Source organism: Sorangium sp. So ce1153 (genome assembly GCF_051521595.1).
GTDB lineage: Bacteria > Myxococcota_A > Polyangia > Polyangiales > Polyangiaceae > Sorangium.
This window is the reverse complement of sequence record NZ_CP150361.1, coordinates 8,099,591-8,118,293: the sequence shown is the minus strand read 5'-3', so window position 1 is coordinate 8,118,293 and position 18,703 is coordinate 8,099,591. Positions and strand designations below refer to the sequence as shown.

The window sequence follows — 18,703 nt, the reverse complement described above, 5'->3', positions numbered from 1 at the left end:
GAAAGTTCCTTCGGTGATCAAAGCGCTCTTTGGGTCCAGGCGGCGTGGTAGTAGCTGAGCGGCTGCGCGGCGGGCGCGCGGTCCTGCTCCTGCTTGAAGGCGCGCGCGCTGAAGTCGGTGATGCGCACAAGGGCCCGGCCCGTCTCGTCGACGATGGCCACATTGAACTTGAGGACCTCGCGCGCGCCCTCGCCGCGCCGCGACCCCAGGGTCGCGTACGCGTGGCAGACCGGGGGCAACGGCCCCAGGATCTCGAGCTGGCCGAGGGCGAACGGGATGCTCAGGGACGGCGCCTCTCGGCCGACGTCGAGCCGGATCCCGGTGATGGCTTGCAACGAGGCGTCCAGCAGGGAGGGGTGCAGTCCGAACCGGGAGAACTCCTGGCGCAGGTGATCCGGCAAGACCAGCGTGCCCAGCGACTCCCGCTCGTTGCCGCGCACCTCCTGGTTGACCCGGAACGAGGGGCCGTAATGAAAGCCGGCCTCCCGGTACCCACGGTAGAACGCGTCGTGATCCCTGAGCTCCCGGCAGCGGGAGCGTATGGCCTCGAGATCGTACCGGGGCGGGTCGCCGCGGCCGTTCGCGGGGGGCTCGTAGGCGAGCCGCCCGCGCGAGTAGAGCGCGGCGTGGCCCTCGCCCTCGTGGCGTATCTGGTACTCGACTCCCTGCTTGTCCGGGGTGATGGCGACCCGGACCTCGTGCCGCGGCCCGTCGAGCAGGATGGGCTTGATCCACATGACGTCGCGGATCACGCGGACCGGCCGGCCGCCCGCGAGCTCGCCGGCGGCGCGAGCGAGCTCCAGGTGACCCACGCCCGGCAGGATGACGTTGCCCGCGACGACGTGATCCTTCAGGTAGAAGACCCCGGCGTCGAGGTCCTTGCGGTACACGAGCCCATCCGGGCTGGAGAGCTCGGCGTCGATCATCGGGTGCGGCGCGGCGGCGGCGCTCGCCGGCGGAGGGGCGCTCGCCGGCGGGTGATGGACGCCGTTCTGGCCCGCGCGCCCCTTGCCTTCGTCGACGGGCACCCAGTACCGCTCTCTGGCGAAGGGATAGGCGGGCAACGGCGCGCGCCTCACGCGGGCGCCGCCGAACAGGGGAGACCAGTCGAGGCGCGTGAGCCCGGCGGCCCACAGCCGGGCGAGCTGCGGCAGCTTGCGGTTGCGGACGAGCGCCTCCACGAACTGCCGGCCTTCCTCGCCCTCGATGAGCATGGGCGTCGCGGCGTGCGGCGCGTCGCCCCGCCCGGTGAAGACCCCGTCGATCGCGCCCTCGCCGGCCCGGTGGCGGGAGAGCAAGGCGATGAGCTCCTCCGTGTCGGCCGCCACGCAGGCGAGCCGCGCGCTCATCACGTCACGACCGGTGAGCAGCGTATAGGAGATGCGCTCAAGCGAGGGGCGCAGTTCCGGAGCGGCGCCGCGGAGGTGGGCGACCAGCGCGTCGATGGCGTCGTTCAGGCGCTCCTCGTCCCTGGCGGAGAGGACGATGAGGTGAGGGCCGGGCCGCCCCTCGGCCGCGGGCGAGCCTCCGGCGTCGTCCTCGTCGAACGACTCGAGCACCAGATGGGCGTTGGAGCCGCCGACGCCGAACGAGCTGACCCCGGCGCGCAGCGGGAGAGCGCGCCCGTCCCCGGTCCGGGCGGGCTTCCATTCCTCCGTGCGCGTGACGATGCGGAAGGGGCTGCCCTCCAGCTCGATATAGGGGTTCAGGTCGTCGAGGTGCAGGCTCCCTGGCAGCTTGCGGTGCTTCATCGCCAGGAGGACCTTGAAGACGCTGGGGATCCCCGCGGCCGCCTCCAGGTGGCCGATGTTCGTCTTGACCGAGCCGAGCGCGCAGTGGGGCGCCGCGGGCGCGGGCCGGCCGTGGGCCTCGTAGAGCCGCTCGAACGCCATCTTGAGGCCGTTGATCTCGATCGGGTCGCCCAGCGCCGTGCCGGTGCCGTGCGTCTCGATGTAGCTGACCGTCGCGGGATCGACGCCGGCCTTGCGAAACGCCGCGACGACGAGATCGGCCTGGGCGCGCGGGTTCGGCGCGGTGAGCGAGTTGGCGCGCCCGCCGTGGTTCTCGGCGCTGCCCTTGATGACCGCATAGATGTGGTCGCCGTCGGCGAGGGCGCGGCGGAGCGGCTTGAGGAGCAGGGCGCCGGCGCCTTCGCCGCGCACGTACCCGTTCGCGCTCTTGTCGAACGTCTTGCACTTCCCGTCCGGGCTGAGCATGCCCGCCTTCGCGATGGCGAGCGCGGTGGTCGGGCTGAGGATGGCGTTGACCCCGCCGGCGATGGCCAGGTCGCAGGAGCCGGAGTGGATGGCCTCCACCGCGCGGTGGATCGCGATCAGGGCGCTGGAGCACGCCGTGTTGATCGGCTCGCTCGGCCCGCGCAGGTTGAGCAGGAACGAGATGCGGTTCGCCAGGATCGAGTGCGTCGTGCCGGTGAGGGCGTACGCCTCGGTCCGGTGCCCGTTCAGCAGATCGAGGTAGTCGGCCGCGGCAGCGCCGACGAAGACGCCGGTGTTGCTCTGGCTCAGCGCGGAGGGGCTGTACCCTGCGTCCTCGATGGCCCTCCACACGGTCTGCAGAAAGACCCGGTGCTGCGGGTCCATCAGCTCGGCCTCTCGAGGAGAGAGCCCGAAGAACATGGGATCGAACTTGTCCATGTCCTCGTAGAAGCTGCCCCAGCGCAGCCCCTTGCGGTTCGGTTCGCCGCTGTCGTGAGCGCGCCAGTCCCAGCGGTCGCCGGGCAGCTCGGAGACGAGGCTGCGGCCGGCCTCGAGGTGCTCCCAGAACGCGCTCAGATCGCTCGACCCCGGCAGCGCCCCGCTGATGCCGATGATGGCGACGGGCTCGTCGCGTGAAGAGGCGCCCGGCCCGGCGCCGGCGCCGACCGCGGGCGCGGCCCGCTCGGGGCGCCGAGGCTCACGCGCGCTCGACGCCGCCGGCTCCGGCGCCGGCCGCTCGGGCTCGGGGATCTCCGCAGCAGCGGCCGGGAGCTCGACCGCCGGCGCGGGCGTGACGCCGAGGCGCTGGGCCAGGTGATCGCCGTAGGCCTCGCAAAGAAAGGCGCCGAGCGAGGCCAGCGTCTCGTGCTCGAAGAAGCGCGCTGGCGTGAGGGCGAGCCCGTAATTGCGGTTCAGGTGATTGGCGAGGACGATGACGTTGATGGACTCCAGGCCATAGTCCATCAGCGGCGTCTCGTAGCTCAGCTCCTCGGGGGTGAGCTTCAGCACCCTGGAGACCGCTTGCAGCAAGAGCGCCCTGACCCGCTCCGCCAGCGCGGTCCGAGCAGCGGCGGCGCTGGACGGCGCCTCCGCGCGGGCCTCCACGGTGGCCCCTGTCGCCCGCGAGGCCGCAGGGCGCGGCGCGCCGGCGGGCGCGGTCGGCCCGGCGAGCCCCAGGCTGCGATGGATCCTGGCCTCGTCGCCGGCCAGGACGAGGACCTGGGGGTACGCCGAGGCCAGGGCGCGCGTGAAGGCGTCGACGCCCGCCTCGCTGTCGAGCGCGGTCATGCCGAAGGCGGACGCGAGCAGCGCCTGCATCTCCTGCGAGACGCCCATGCCGCCTTCTCGCCAGAGCGGCCAGTTGATGGACACGGTCTTGCCGGCGCGGCGGCCGTCCTGCCGCTCGGCCTCGCGCCACGCTGCGAAGTGGTCCAGGAAGCTGTTCGCGTAGCCGTAGTCCGTCTGGCCCATGTTGCCGAGGACGGCGGTCATGGAGGAGAACAGGGCGAAGAAATCCAGCTCTCGGTGGCGGGTGGCGTCGTCCAGGTGCAGGGCGCCGAGCAGCTTGGGCGCGAGCACCGCGGCCATCTGCTCGCGATCCTTGTTCCGCAGGTTGGCGTCGGCCGTGACGCCGGCGCTGTGGATGACGCCATGGAGCGCGCCGAACCGCGCCTCGACGCGCCCCAGCAGGGCAAACACGTCCTCGCGATCGGCGATGTCAGCCCGGATATAGGCGGCCTCCGCGCCCAGCTGCGTGAGGCGGCGGAGCAGATCCTCGCCGGCCGAGGTGAGGGGAGAGCGCCCGCAAAGGACCAGCCTGGCCTGGAAGCGGCGAGCGAGGTGCTCGGCGAACACCCGGCCGAGACCGCCGGCGCCGCCGGTGATCAGGTAAACCCCCTGGCTGCGGAGAGGCGCCTTCGCCTCCTCGCTGGGCCGCCACGGCCGGGCGCGCTGGATCTGCCGCTCTCGCCCCTCGTAGCGGACCGCGCCCTCGTGGGGGGCGGCCATCTCGGCGAGGAGGAGATCGCTCAGCGCGGCGGTGTCGAGCGGCTGCGGGGCGAGGCCGAGCGCCTTCAGGCGGAGGAGCGGAACGTCGAGCCGGAGGCTCTCGGCCAGCCCGCCCATGGCCGCATGGGTCGGGTCCAGCCGGTCACCGCGCCGCCTGAAGGCGTACAGGATGCCAGTGACCTCGCCGCCCTGGGCCGGGAGATGAGCGGCGAGCGCGCGGCACAGAGAGGTCACCTGGAAGAACGGGGCTGTCGCGCTGCCCGCCGCGGGAGATCGTGTGAGCGGCCAGAGGTGCACGACGTGGCGCGGCAGCAGGCCTCGCCGTCCACAGGCATCGATCAGGCGGCGATAGCTCGCCTCCTCGTCAGGGTCGATCTCGTAGCTCCCGTCGCCCAGCTCGCGGAACTCGGCGCCCGGCTTGACGAGGAGGACGGGACCGCAGCGGTCTCTCAGCCGCTCACGCACCCCCTCATCGGTGTCGAAGAGCAGGACCGGACCGCGGAGCTGAACGGTCGCCGGCTCGGCGGCTGCGGGCTCCCAGGACGGCTGGAGAAAGAGGATCGAGTCCGCGCGCTCCGGGAGCCTCGCCTCCGCGCCTGCCTCTGTCGACGGGCGAGCGGCCGGCGCGGGCTCCGGTCGAGGCGCCGGAGCGGGGCTCGCCGCGAGCGTTGTCTCGTGCTCGGCGCCGCTGCGCAGAGGCTCGTTCACCCAGTACCGGCGGCCTTGGAACGGGTACGTGGGCAGAGACAGCAGGCGTCGCGCCTGACCGGCATACAGCGCGGTCCAATCGAGGTCGTGCCTTGTCGCGTACACGTTGGCCAGCGCCTGCAGCTTCTCGCGGTAGGCGTCGGCGCGCGCTGGAGGCGTGTCGCGGAGCTCCTTCACCAGGTGGCCCGCCAGCTGCTCGAAGGCGGGATCCGGCTGCCCGGCCGGCGCCGGCGCGTCGTCCGCGGTGGGGTGGCGCGCGAGCCACGCCGCGAGCTGGTGACGCAGATCCCGCGTGTCGCGCGCCACGAAGGCGAGCCGCAAGGGGAAGTGCGTCCGGCCGACCCCGAGGGTATATCCGATGTCGCCCAGCTCGCGGTCGCCGCCACCGGCGTCGAGCCAGGCGAGCAGATCCACAACCTTCCGGTGGAGCGACGCCGGCGCCTTCGCCGAGAGGGGGACGAGGGTGTAAGGGGCCACCGTGGGCGCCGTGATCTCCGCCTCTGCCGGGGCCTCCTCGACGACCAGGTGTACGTTGGTGCCGCTCATGCCAAAGGAGCTGATGGCCGCCCGGCGCGGGTGGTCGCCGGCGGGGATCCAGTCCCTCGTCGCGGTGTTGACGTAGAAGGGGCTGGCGTCGAAGTCGATATGTCGGCTCGGCCGGTCGTAGTGGAGCGACGGCACGAGGGTGCGGTGCTTCAGGCAGCAGAGCACCTTGATGAGCGAGGCCACGCCCGACGCGGCGAGCGTGTGGCCGATGTTCGTCTTCACCGAGCCGACCGGGCAGAACCGCTTCTTGTCGGTGAACGCGGCGAACGCATCCGTGAGGGCGTTGATCTCGATGGGGTCGCCCAGCTTGGTGCCGGTGCCGTGGGTCTCGACGTAACCGATGGTCTCCGGGTGGACGTCGAGCTTGCGGTAGACCTCGATCTCGAGGGCTGCCTGCGAGGGGGTGCTGGGCGCCGTGATCCCGTTGCTCTTGCCGTCCTGGTTCGCCTCGGAGCCGCGGATGACCCCGTAGATGTGGTTGCGGTCGCGCAGGGCGGCGTCGAGCGGCTTCAGGACGACAGCCGCCACGCCTTCCGCCGGGACCAACCCATCGGCGGAGTCGTCGAAGGTGCGGCATCTGCCCGTGGGGGACAGCATGCCCGTCTTGCTGAGCATGACGTGGCTGATCGGGGTGGTCATGAGGGCGACTCCCCCGGCCAGGGCGAGCTCGCTGGCGCCGCTGATCAGGCTCTGGCAGGCCAGGTGAATCGCCACCAGCGACGACGAGCAGGCGGTGTCGATCGGGACGCTCGGCCCCTTGAGGTTCAGGAAGTACGAGATGCGCGCCGACAGGATGGACAGCGTGTTCCCGATGAGCCGGTAGGAGGGATCGGCTGACGCGTCGAGCTTGCTCACGTAGTCTCCGTCCTTGCACCCGACGAAGACGCAGCACCGGCGCCCGTTCAGGGCTTCGGCGCTGTACCCGGCGTCCTCGAGGGCCTTCCAGGCTTCCTGGAGGAAGAGGCGTTGCTGGGGATCGGTGAGCTCCGCCTCGCGCGGCGAGATGCCGAAGAAGAGCGGGTCAAAGTCGCCGATGTCGCTCAGGAACCCGCCCCACTTGCTGTAGCTGCGGGCGGCGGCGTCGGGATCGGGATCGTAAAACCCGTCGAGGGGCCAGCGCTCAGGCGGAATCTCGCCGATCGCGTCGTGCCCATTGCACAGGTTCCGCCAGAAGTCGGCGACGGTCTCGGCGCCGGGCAGCCGGCCGGAGATGCCTACCACCGCGATGTCCATGCTGCGGACAGGCCGCGCGGCGAGCGCTGGTGGCGGCGTCGGCGCGGCGGGCGCCGCGACGGCGGGGGCGCGCGTCTCGGTGGCTCCGCGGGGCGCGGGCAGGGACGCGCAGAGGTGGTCCACGAGCTGGTCGAACGCCTCGCACCGGAGGAGCTCCGTGGCGGTGACGCTCGTCCCGAGGACCTGGTTGATGCGGCTCGACGCCGCGACCGCCTGCTGCGCGTCCAGGCCGTACTCCGCCGGGTTCCCGCTCATGTCGAGCTCTCGCGCGTCGATGGCCAGCGCCTCGGCGAGGGCATCCATCGTGACCTGTCGGACCCGATCGATGGCGTCGAGCCGCGGCGACGCCGGCCGGTGAGCCGGCGTCGACGGCTCGACGGGCGCGCGCGGCTGTGCCAGCGCCGGCGGCTGGGCCAGCGGCGGCTGGGCCAGCGGCGGCTGGGCCAGCGGCGGCTGCGCCAGCGGCGGCTGCGCCAGCGGCGGCTGCGGCGCCGTTCCCGTCGCGGGGGCGGCGACCGCCTGTACGGGAGCGAAGTCGGCCGCGATGTGCGCGGCGAGCGCGCGCGCGGTTGGGTGGTTGTACAGGGCCGTGGTCCTCAGCTCGATGCCGAGCTCGCGGCCGACGACGCCGGCGACCTCCACGGCGAAGATCGAGTCGACGCCGAACGTCGTGAATGGCACGTCCGGGTCGAGCTCAGATCTGTTGAGCTGCAGCGTGTGCGCGAGACCCTCGACGATCCTGTCCTCGATGGCGCGCAAGGACATCGGCTGAGGGCTCGCGACCTGCTCCGCAGCGGGAACGGCGGGGGCCGGCGCGGCCGCCGCGGGCGGGGCCGCCGCAGGCGCGGCCGCCGCGGCGGACGGCTCCGGACGCGAAGCGACGTGCTCGGGGCGTCGCCCGCGGACCACGCCGTCGCTCTCGGCGAGGATCACGCTCTGGATGTTCCAGGAGGCGGCGCCGTCGCTGTGATCGAGCGGCGCGACGCGGCCGAATCCCTCTTCCTCGAGCAGGCCCTTCCACATCGAGGCGCTGAGCAGCGGGGACCACCTCATGCGCTCTATCTCGTCCTCGAACAGCCACCAGCCGTCCAGGAGACCCGCAGAGAGGGTGAGGAAGTGGACGACGCGAGTCATCTCGTTGAGGATCAGCCAGCCGTTGGTCTTGAGCAGGCTCTTGATGCTCTGCAGGGTGTTGCGCAGGTTCCTGGTGGCGTGAACGACGTTCGCCCCCAGCACCACGTCGAAGCGCGCTGCAGAGTACCCCTGCGCCGCCACGTCTTCTTCCAGGTTGAGCGGCTGGAAGGTGACGAAGGGGTGGCTCGGGCCGTACTGGCGCTTTCCGTACTGCGTGAAGGCGCGGGAGATATCGGTATAGAAGTACTCGATGTAGGCCCCGTAGGGATCGAGCGCCTTGAGCACGGATGCGCTGGTGCCGCCGGTGCCGGCCCCCACCTCGAGGATCGCGATCTTCTCGCCCTTTTGCAGCCGCGCGAGGCGAGCATCCAGAAACGAGAGCAGGCTCTTGATGACCAGATCGTTGAAATGGTCGGCGGTGAAGTTGCCCTTGTAGAGCCGGCCCATCAGCTCCATCGAGCCCTGCGGGAAGAGGACGTCGGTCGCCGCCACCTGCGCGCGGAGGAGCTCGGGGTAGCGCTGGTAGCACGCCCAGAGCAGGCGGACGTACGGCTCGATCTCCGGCAGGGCTGCGAGCTTCTGCATCTGCCGGTGAATGTCGCGCTGCTCGCGCGCCACCCGGTCGCTGATGATCAGGCCGTCCCCTTCGATACGGAGGTACCCGGCTCCCTCGAGGATCGCGAGCAGTGAATCGTAGAGCCGGCTGTAGCGGAGGGCGATGCCCAGCCGCTCTCGCAGGGCTGCCGCCGACTCGCGGCCGCCCGTCCGGAAGGCGCCCATGTCCTGGAACGCGCTCAGCAGCAGATCCTCGCTGAAGCGCTCCAGCTCGTCGAACGAGGGCTGGCAGCTCAGCAGCGCGCGGACCGCGCCGATCTCGGGCTGGATGCGCGGCACGCTCCGGGCGAGCAGCGGCTCGAAGCGCTCCGGGTGAACGGTCATCGTGTGGCTCAGCTCGTAACCGAAGAGGTCCGTGGTCTCGCGCGTGAGCTGCACGGCCACCACCTGCGGTAAGCGCTGCGCGAGGACGCGGCGCACGGCCTCCATCCCGTCCGCGGGCGCGATGGCGCCGACCCCGATGGCGCCGAACTGTTGATCGTGGACATCGGCGGTGCGGGCGACCGCGCCGACCTTGCCCCAGTATCCCCAGTTGATGATCCTGACCGGGTAGGGCGCGTGCGCGCGGTGGAAGAGCGCGTACCTGTCCTGGAAGGTGCACCCGGCGGCATACGCGCTGGCCCCGCCGTTGTTCAGGTAGGAGGCGATCGACCCGAAATAGAGGAAGAAGTCGAGCGGCTCACCGGCGACGGCCTGGTGGAGCGCGAGGCTGCCGGTGATCTTGGCGCGGACTCCGGCGGTGAACGTGGCCTCATCGGTCGTGGCGATGGGATGGTCGCCGAGGACGACGGCGGAATGGACGACCCCGTGGAGGGCGCCGAAGTGCGCCTTGGCGCGCGCGACAGCCGCGCGCAGGGAGGTCGGGTCGCCGGCGTCCGCCTGGAGGTAGAGGACCTTGCCCCCGCGCGCCTCGACGTCGCTGATCTGCGATCGAATGTCGTCGCCGAGCGGGCGACGGCCGAGCCACACGAGCCGGGCGCCATGGACCTCGGCGAGGTGCTGGCTGAACAGGTAGCCGAGGCCGCTGGCGCCGCCCAGCACCAGGTAGACGCCGCGCTGGCGGAACGGCTCGGTCGCGGGCGGCGTCAGCGGCAGGGCTGCCATCGAGCGCTGGAAGCGCTTGCCGCCTCGCAGGACCACCTCCTTGCCGCGCAGGCGACCAGGCTCGGCGATCACCGCGCCGATCAGCGCCTCCTCCGGTCGGCTGAGCTCTTCGGTCGCGATGTCGATGCAGCTGACCTTGAGCCGGGGGTACTCCTTGACGATGGAGCGGGCCAGACCGTGTATCCCCGCGGCCAGCGGACGCTCGGGATCCCCCGCCCGCACCGGGCAGACGTCGTTGGTGATGATCTTCAGGTGACACGAGGAGGACGCGAGCCCGAGGGCGTCGAGGGCCTTCACCAGGCGGAACAGGGACAGCAACCCTCGTTGCTGGCAGCGCTCGAGGGCGTCCAGATCGCCGGCAGCGGGCTCGTGCGCGGACATCCCGCCGAGGAAATACACGGCGTCCAGACGGTCGAGGCCCGCGGCGGCCAGGTCCCGGAGCGCCCGTTCCAGAGCGCCGGGATCCTCGGCTCGAATCTCCACCGACCGGGACGCCGCGAGGGATGGCCGTGTGGCGCGGGCCGCCGAGCTGCCCCGCGCGTCTGGGAGGTCGTGGGCCGCGGGCTCCGGCTGCGCGCCGAGGAGAATACGGGCGATACGGGCGCCGGGATGTTTCGCGGCCAGGGCGTCGGCGAGGCGCTCGCCCTCCGGCGTATGGATCACGAGCGCGGTCTGGACGGCTGCGCCGCCCGCCGCCGTCGCCGGGTCCAGCGGAGCCAGCGACCATTGCTCGTGGAAGAAGAACCCCTCGAGAGGGCCTGCTTCCGCGCGGGGCGTGGGCGTCTCCACGCGCGCGGCGGGCCCTCCGAGCGCGGGCCCTCCGAGCGCAGGCAAGGAGTGCGTCGGGGCGGAGTGCGTCGGGGCGGAGTGCATGGGCGCAGGCACGGCGTGCGCGGAGGAGGAGGATGAGCTCTCGACGCTGGGCAACCAGTAGTGCTCGCGAGCGAAAGGATACGTGGGCAGAGCGGTCCGCTTGCGGTCGCGACCCTGGTGAAGGTGCTCCCAGGGGATCGAGAGCCCCTGCATCCACAGGCCGGCGAGCTTGGGCAGCTTGCGGTTGCGGACGAGCTTCTCCAGGTACTCACGATCCTCGTCGTCCCCATCCATCGAGAACGAAGCGGTCTTGTGGCCCTGGACCTGACCGTGAAACACGCCGGGCACGTCGCCTCGACCGGCGAGCACGGCGTCCAGCTTGGCGAGCAGCTCCTCCCGGCTGGAGGCGATGATCGCCAGCCGCTGATCCATGGCCTGGCGCCCCAGCTGCAGCGTATAGGCCATATCGCCCAGGGAGGGGGATCCGGCCGGCTGCTCGCGCAGAAAGTCCCGCAGCCGCTCCGTCGCGGCGTCGAGCCGCTCGCGGTTCCTCGCGGAGAGCAGGATCAAGGCCTCCTCGCCCGCGGCGTCCTCGCCCGCGCCGCGGCGCACATGCGGCTCGTAGGCCTCGACGATGACATGGGCGTTGGAGCCGCCCGCGCCGAAGGAGCTGATGCCGGCGAAGCGGGAGCCCCCGCCGTCCGCCTGCCATGGGCGAAGCTCGTTCACGGGCTCGAACGGGACGTCGTTGAAATCGATGTTGGGGTTCCTTGTCTCGCTATGCAGGCTCCTGGGGATCGCCTGGTGCCGCATGGACAGGAGGACCTTGATCAACGCCGCGATCCCGGCGGCGGCCTCCAGGTGGCCGAGGTTGGACTTGACCGAGCCGATCGGGAAGCTCCGGCGCGTGGCGCCGGCCTTGCGGAACGCCTTGCTGAGGCCGGCGATCTCGATGGGATCGCCCAGCGCCGTCCCCGTGCCGTGGCACTCGATATAGCCCAGCTGATCGGGCGACACGCGCGCGCGTTGTAGCGCGTCGAACACGAGCCTCGCCTGGGCTTCCGGATCGGGCACGGTGAACCCGGTCGCCCTGCCGCCGTGGTTGAGCGCGGAGCCGCGGAGGATGCCGTACACGTGATCGCCGTCGCTCAGGGCGCGGTCCAGCGGCTTGAGGAGGACGGCGCCGACACCCTCGCTGGGCACGTAGCCGGTGCCGCCCTCGCCAAAGCTGCGGCAGCGTCCGTCGAGGGAGAGGAACTTGGACTGCGCCAGATAGAGGTACTTGTCGGGATCGATCGACAGATTGATCCCGCCGGCCACCGCCATGTCGCACTCTCCGTTCTGGATGCTCGCGCAGGCCTGGTGGACGGCGACGAGCGACGAGGAGCAGGCCGTGTCGATGGCGAGGCTGGGACCTGTGAAGTTCATCCAGTAGGAGACCCGGTTGGCGATCGCCCAGTAGAGCGAGCCCGGCCCGGCGTAGCGCCCGGTCTGGTGGGTGAGCCGGCCGCCGATGCGGCTGTATTCGTTCCACATCACCCCGACGAACAGGCCCACGGCGTCGTCCTTGTACGCGCGCGGATCGCCGTAGCCCGCGTGCTCCATGGTCGCCCAGGCGCACTCCAGGAACAGGCGCTGCTGCGGATCCATCAGCTCCGCCTCGCGAGGGGAGATGTTGAAGAACAGCGGGTCGAAGCAGGCCACGTCCTCGATGAAGCCGCCCCACTTCCCGTAGGTCTTGTCGGGCTGCGGGGTCTCCGCGAAATAGCGCCGGTGGTCCCAGCGCTCGGCGGGGATCTCCTCGATGCAATCGCGGCCCGCGCGGAGGTTCTCCCAGAAGGCGTCCACATCGGGGGACTTCGGGAAGCGGGCGCTCATGCCCACGATCGCGATCGCGGAGGATGGCCGCGGGCGCCGGACGGGCGGGGTAGCGGGCATACCCGGCGCCTCGCGCTCCTGCCTGCTCGCGACGGGCTCTGCCTCCGCGGCGTGGATCGCGACGTCCGGGGGAGCTGCCGGGGCGGGGGAGGGGGCGGCGGTTTGCGCGGCGGCCGGCGCGGGCGCGGCCGCGCCCGGGGGCGCCGGCGCCGGACCCCGGTCCTCCTCCCTGGGCGCGGCGACCGCCGAGGAGGCGCGCTCCGCGAGGTAGCGGGCCAGCCTGCGGATGTTCGGGCTCTCGAAGAGCAGCGTGGGCGGCAACGACCCGTAGACGTGCTCGAGCTGCTCCGTGATCTCCTGGAGAGCCACGGAGTCGACTCCCAGGGAAAAGAACGACTCCTCCGCGTCGATATCGCTCGAGTCCGCCTGGATCTTGGCGGCGACGAGCCGGCGGAGATCGCCCTCGATGCGCGCCGCCCGGGGTCCGTCCTCTCCCGCCGAAGCGAGGACCTTCTCACGAGAACCCGATGATTGCGACATATGTGCCATGCTCGCGTTTGCCAGCCCTTGTTCGTTATCTCGGTTTCGAGCCCGGCCATCACGCACCGGCTCGTGACGGACGGCGTGTGCAGCAGGTTGGGTCGACGGTCTCGCCAGGAGGTGCTCTGCAGCTCGAGCGAGGACGACCCCCTGAGGCGACGGGCAGCGGGTCATCAGCCGCTCGAGCGCCTGGAACGCCGCGCGCTCGCCGACGGGCGGGAGCCCACGCGCCGAGAAGCGACGTGCGATCTCGGGGGTCGCGCCCATCCCGCCGTCCTCCCACAGGGTCCAGTTCACGCCGAGGCTCCTGCCTGGCGCGCCGGCCCGGGCTCGGTGGTGGATGAACCCGTCGAGGAAGCTGTTGGCGGCGGCGTATCCCACCTGGCCTCGATTGCCGAGGAGGGAGACCACAGAGGAAAAGGTGACGAAGAAATCGAGCGGCTCGCCCTGGGTGAGCCGGTGAAACGACCACGTGCCCTGCACCTTCGGCGCCATCTCTCGACGCACCGAGTCCCAGGACTTGCCGGCGAGCAGCCTGTCCTCCACGACGCCGGCCAGCTGCACCACGCCGTGGATGGCGCCGAAGCGCTGGCGCGCCGTCGCCACGACCTCCTCGCACTGCAGTGGATCGCCGATATCCGCGATCAGATGAAGGACCTCGCTGCCGTCGCTGCTCAGCGCCGCGAGGCGGCGCTTCGCCTCGTCGCGGAGCTCCGAGCGGCCGACCAGGACGAGCCGAGCGTGGACCCGAGAGGCGATGTGCTCGGCGAGGCGGAGGCCGATCCCGCCGGCGCCGCCGAGCAGCAGATAGACCTGACCCTCCTGGAACGGCGAGGGCGCCGCGCCGGGCTCCTCGATCTGCGCGAACGCGCGCACGTGACGGGCGCCGCCGCGGTAAGCTACCCAGTCCACCTGGTCGAGCACGCCGCGCTCCTCGATGAGGTGGCTGGCGCACGAGCGCGGATCGGCGGAGTCGAGATCCACGAGGTGGACGCGGAGCTGCGGGTTCTCCTGGACCAGGGTCCTGGCGATGCCGCCGAGCACCTCGTGGCGGAACCCTTCTCCTCGGTCGTCGTGCAGCACCACCTGGCAGCGCCGCGCGCCGACGATCAGATGATGTTGCACCCCGCTCTTCACGAGGGCCTTGGCCAGCAGGAACATGCCGTGCGCGGCGGCCTCGTCCTCCGGGGCGAGCGCCGGCTCGAGCGGTCCAGGCGGCGAGGGCGGGAGATCGGCCGCGGGCGTGAGCGCTGCCAGGAAGTAGATATCCGCGGCCTCGCCGGCCGCCTCTCGCTCCACCCGGCGCAGCAGCGCCGAGAAGTCCTCTTCCTGGCCGTCACGCAGGATGAGCCGATCGTCGCCCGCCTGCGCCGGGGAGCGGCTGAGCCGCGCGACGGTGAGGTGCGCATAGCGCTCTCGCAGCGGCTCGATCCAGGCCACGGACTGCGCCTCCGAGCCGATGATCGCCACCGCGCGGCGGCTCAGGGCTGTCCCGCCGCGACCGGAGGGCGGCTGTCGCTCCCAGACGGGTCGATAGCACGCCGCGGTGAGCCTGGACGGGTCGTCCTCTCCGTGGCGCCGCTGTACCTCCGGGGCGCGCTCGGCGGGCGCTTCAGGCGAGCTGCCCAGGAAGCCTCGGGGCACCCTGCGGAAGAAGACGCCCTTCGCCCGGAGCAGGCCGGCTCCCGAGAGGTCGTGAACGCGCAGATCGGCGACCATGCCGTGGTCCCCGATCGCGACGTCGCGTTCATCGATGCAGACCAGGCAGCCGCCGTTCAGCGGAGCGAGCTGCTCGAGGAGCCCGATGGCCTGCGGCACGTAGATCGCGTCGCTCCCGCTGAACAGCCCGAGGCGCAGCCCCACGACGAGCGCCGCCTGCAGGAGGCCGTCGAAGAGCGCAGGGTCGAAGCCGGCCAGACGCCCGCAAGGGGCCGCCGCCGGGCGGAGCTCGACGACGTGACGCGTGCCGGCCCGCCCGACCGCGGCGATCACCTGCAGGCTCTCGCCATAGCGATAACCGACGCGCGCCAGCTCGCTGTAGAGCTCGGGGGCTGCCCGGCGTTCGCACCCGCGCGCCGCCGCGTCGAGGGCCTCCAGCGCGGGCGGGGGCTCGTGCCCGTAAGCTCCACGGCATACGCCGTGACCGGCGTGTTTCCCGCTGAACCGCCCGCGTTCAGGCTCGATCTCGAACGTGAGATCCACGGAGGAGTCCACCGGGACCGCGCGCTGAAAGACGACGTCCTTCAGGACGGTCGCCGGGCGAGGGTGACGCCCCTGCGACGCCTCCAGGGCCATCTCGATCAGGAGGGCGCCGGGCACGATCGAGCGCCCCGAGATGACGTGATCGGCGACCAGGCGGTCCGTCGAGGTGAGCGCTCGCTCCACCTGGCTTGCCCTCTCCTCGGACGTGAAGGTCGATCCTCGCGCCGGGGTCGCGCTCGCAGCGTCCGCGCGCGGCTCGGCGCTCGACGGGCGGCGCACGGCGGTCCACGTGGAGACGAGCGCGCCGTCGGTGCCCTGGGCGTCCGGGAGCGGCGGAGAGGCGGCGGCCTTTTCGGGGCGGCCGCTCATGTGCCCGGCAGCCCTGACCGGCGAGGGGGCGCCCTCGCCCTCCGGCAGCCAGAAGTGCCTCCTGTCGAAGGCGTAGCCCGGCAGCGGGATCTTCGAGAAGCGGCCGTCCGGAAAGAGCTCTTCCCACCGGATGTCGGTCCCTTCCAGCCACAGGCGCAGCGCCGTGCGCTGCAGGGGCTGATCCAGCACGGGGATGGCCAGCGCCGGCCCCGCTACCCCGGGAGAGGGCCGCGCCAGCTGCCCGAGCTCCAGGAACGCGACGCCGTCGTCGAGGGGCGGGCTCGCTGGCTCGAGCTCGATGATGCGCCGGATCCACCCCGGGAAGTCGCCGATCTCCCGCTCGTCGAGGCGCTCGCTGTGCCTCCGGAGCACGCCGTAGGGCTGATCGAGATCGAGCATCTCCTGGCGCTGGCGCAGGAACTCGGCGACGCCGTGGAGGTCCGGTCGAGGGTCGAGGACGAGCTGCACCGCCGCCTCGTGCGGGATGAGCCCGTCGACGACGAGGTCCACGAGCTCGCTCACCCGCGCGTCGCCGGAGGAGCCTGCCTCCGACAGCTGCCATCGACGGTTCAGCTTGCGCGCGGCGCTCTGCGCGACGATGGCCGCCAGCGACAGGCGCGCGTCCGGGGCGCGGAGCTCCTCCTGGAGCAGGCGCTCGGGCGTCGTGCCCAGGGACTGCAGCGCCGGCGACCACTCGTCCAGGAACTTCTTGAAGGTGAACTGAGCGCGCAGCAGCGCCCTGGCTCGCGCGAGCACGCCCTCGGCCGTCGTCGCGGGCACCGGCAGCCCCTCCACCAGGGAAGACAGGTACTCGGCGTCGAGGAGATACGGCATCAGGTAGGTCGATCGGACAGGATCGAAGAACGGCAGCGCGGGGCGGCGAGGCGGGACGCTTCGCCACTCCTCGCCGCCCTGCAGGCCCGCCACGATGGCGCTCAGCGGCAGGATCCCGCTCTGGGCGAGCGCCAACCAGATGCCGTGACCTTCAGCCGCGGTCGCCCACGGCCTCAGGTTCAGATCGACCAGCGCCGACATGTACGCGTGCGCGAAGAGGAACGCATGCACCGGCTCGTGGTGCTCGGGCGCGCTGTCGCCTTCGTAGAGCTGCGCCACCTGGCGCCCCGCATCGAGCTCCTGGAGGGAGCTCCGGATGGCCTCGATGTGGCGGCCGATCAGGTGGCGCGCGCCGAGCAGCGTCGAGACGGGCTCGCCTGGCTTGAGGGCAGGAGCGCCGAAGCGCGTGATCCAGCGAGGCGGCCTGCGCTTCTCCAGGCGGCCAGGCGCCTCCTTGATGAGTCGACGGAACTCTCGCTCGTCGCGCGCGTGGAAGCCGTGGCGGTACGCGAAGCTCTCCCGCCCGGTGGCCATGGTCGCGCCCACGTCGCGGAGCGAGGTCTCCCGGCTCTCCTTCTCGAGGAGCTCGTCGGCGAAGGTCGCCCAGCGTTGCAGGGTCCTCGTCAGGCAAGGAGCGGACTGGGCGGAGGCGATGAAGAGGGTGCCTTCGCGCTCCTCGGCGCGGTCGGCGGGGCCGCGCTCCGCGGACCGGCGCTCGTACGCGGACAGGAGGACGTGCGCGTTGGCGCCGCCAAAGCCGAACGAGCTCACCCCTGCCCGCAGCGGCAGGTCCCCGGCCGAGCGCCATTCGCTGCTGCGGGTCGCGACGACGAAGGGCGTCTCGTCGAAAGCGATGAGGGGATTCAGCGTCTTGACGTGCAGCGTCCGGGGTATCGTCCGGTGCTTCAGCATCATGAGCACCTTGATGACCCCGGCCACGCCCGCGGCGGCCTCGAGGTGCCCGATGTTCGATTTGACCGAGCCGATCCCGCAGTACTGGCGCTTCTGTGTGTGGCGGCGGAATGCCTGGGTGAGCGCCTCCAGCTCGATCGGGTCGCCGAGGGAGGTGCCGGTGCCGTGCGCCTCCACGTAGGTCACCGTCTCGGGGCTCCAGCCCGCGTCCTCGTACGCCTCGAGGATGACATCCCGCTGGGAGGCCACCCGAGGGGCGGTGATGGAGCGCGAGGCGCCGGTGTGATTGACCGCGGAGCCCGAGATGACGCCGTGGATATGGTCTCCTGCGGCGATGGCCTTGGAGAGCGGCCGCAGGAGGAGGACGCCCACGCCGTCCCCGGGGACATAGCCGTTCGCGTCCCTGTCGAACGTCTTGCACAGCCCGTCCGGGCTGAGCATGCGCGACCTGGAGAAGGAGATGTACTTCCAGGGGTGGAAATTGAGGCTCACGCCCGCGGCGATAGCGAAGTCGCTCTCGCCTCGCTGCAGGGAGCGCCGGGCCTCGTGGAGCGCGACGAGGGAGGACGCGCAGGCGGCGTCCAGGGCCACGCTCGCGCCGCGCAGCCCCAGGGTGTAGGAGAGCCGGTTGGCGAGGATCGCGCTGTAGCTCCCCAGCGCGGCGTAGCTGTCGATCGGTCGATTCAGGGCCGCGGATTCCTGGTGGTAATCGCTGGCCATGAAGCCCACGTACACCGAGGTCGTCCTGTCGCGGAGCTGCCTCAGGGGCACGCCGGCGTCCTCGATGCAGCGCCACGTCTCCTCCAGGAGCAGGCGCTGCTGCGGGTCCATGCTCTTCGCTTCGCGCTCGGAGATATTGAACAAGCGGTTATCGAAGTCGGCGATGTCGTCGACGAGCCCGCACCACTTGCTGATGCTCTTGTTGGGTTCGTCGAAATCAGGGGAATAGTAGATCCTCGGGTCCCACCTGCTCGACGGGATCTCTCGGATGGCGTGCTCTTCCCGCTCGAGGAGCTGCCAGTATCCCCGGTAGTCCGAAGACCCAGGAAACCGGCAGGCCATGCCGATGATGGCAATGCCATCCTGCTCTACGTGATTCCCGCTGCTCACCCAGTGTCTCCTTCGTAGCCGAGGCATGCGCATTGGCCAAAGCGCGGCCAGCTGCGCCGTGCGATCGCACGGCGAGGAGGGGGCGCGAACCAGGTCAAAGCGACGGCCGTGCGAGGATCGAACGCGTGTCTTCCCCCGGGCTGAATGCCTACACGGTGAGCGATCCTTCAGCTGTTATGCATGGTCCCTTCTCTTCTTCGCGCGTCTCGGCGCCCGTGCTGAGAATGCAGAACGCCACGAGACACGCGGGACCCTACCCGCGTAACGTTTACTTTCTCACGTTGTCCACCTGGGCTGTCGTCGGGAGCAGATCGGCCAGCGGCGCCGCGAGGCCCTCGACGGAATCAGGCCGGGTCGTCGTGTTATAGGCCACAAAATCGTGGTGTCAACGCGGTATGTGAGAATCCAATGAGCCCGCGCGAAGCCGACCGGCGGCGCCGAACGAGAGCGCTCGCCGGTCCTCATCCCGCCTCGTCGTGCGA

The 18,703-nt window shown here is 71.3% G+C and carries 1 protein-coding gene; it reads right to left on the bottom strand.

Translation table 11 applies throughout. The annotated features are described in order from the left end of the window. Positions 1–17 precede the first annotated feature (17 nt). A complete protein-coding gene (locus tag WME85_RS29190) occupies positions 18–18,221 on the bottom strand; it encodes an SDR family NAD(P)-dependent oxidoreductase (protein WP_437825875.1) in 18,204 nt (6,067 codons plus the stop codon). Between the last annotated feature and the right edge of the window lie 482 nt (positions 18,222–18,703).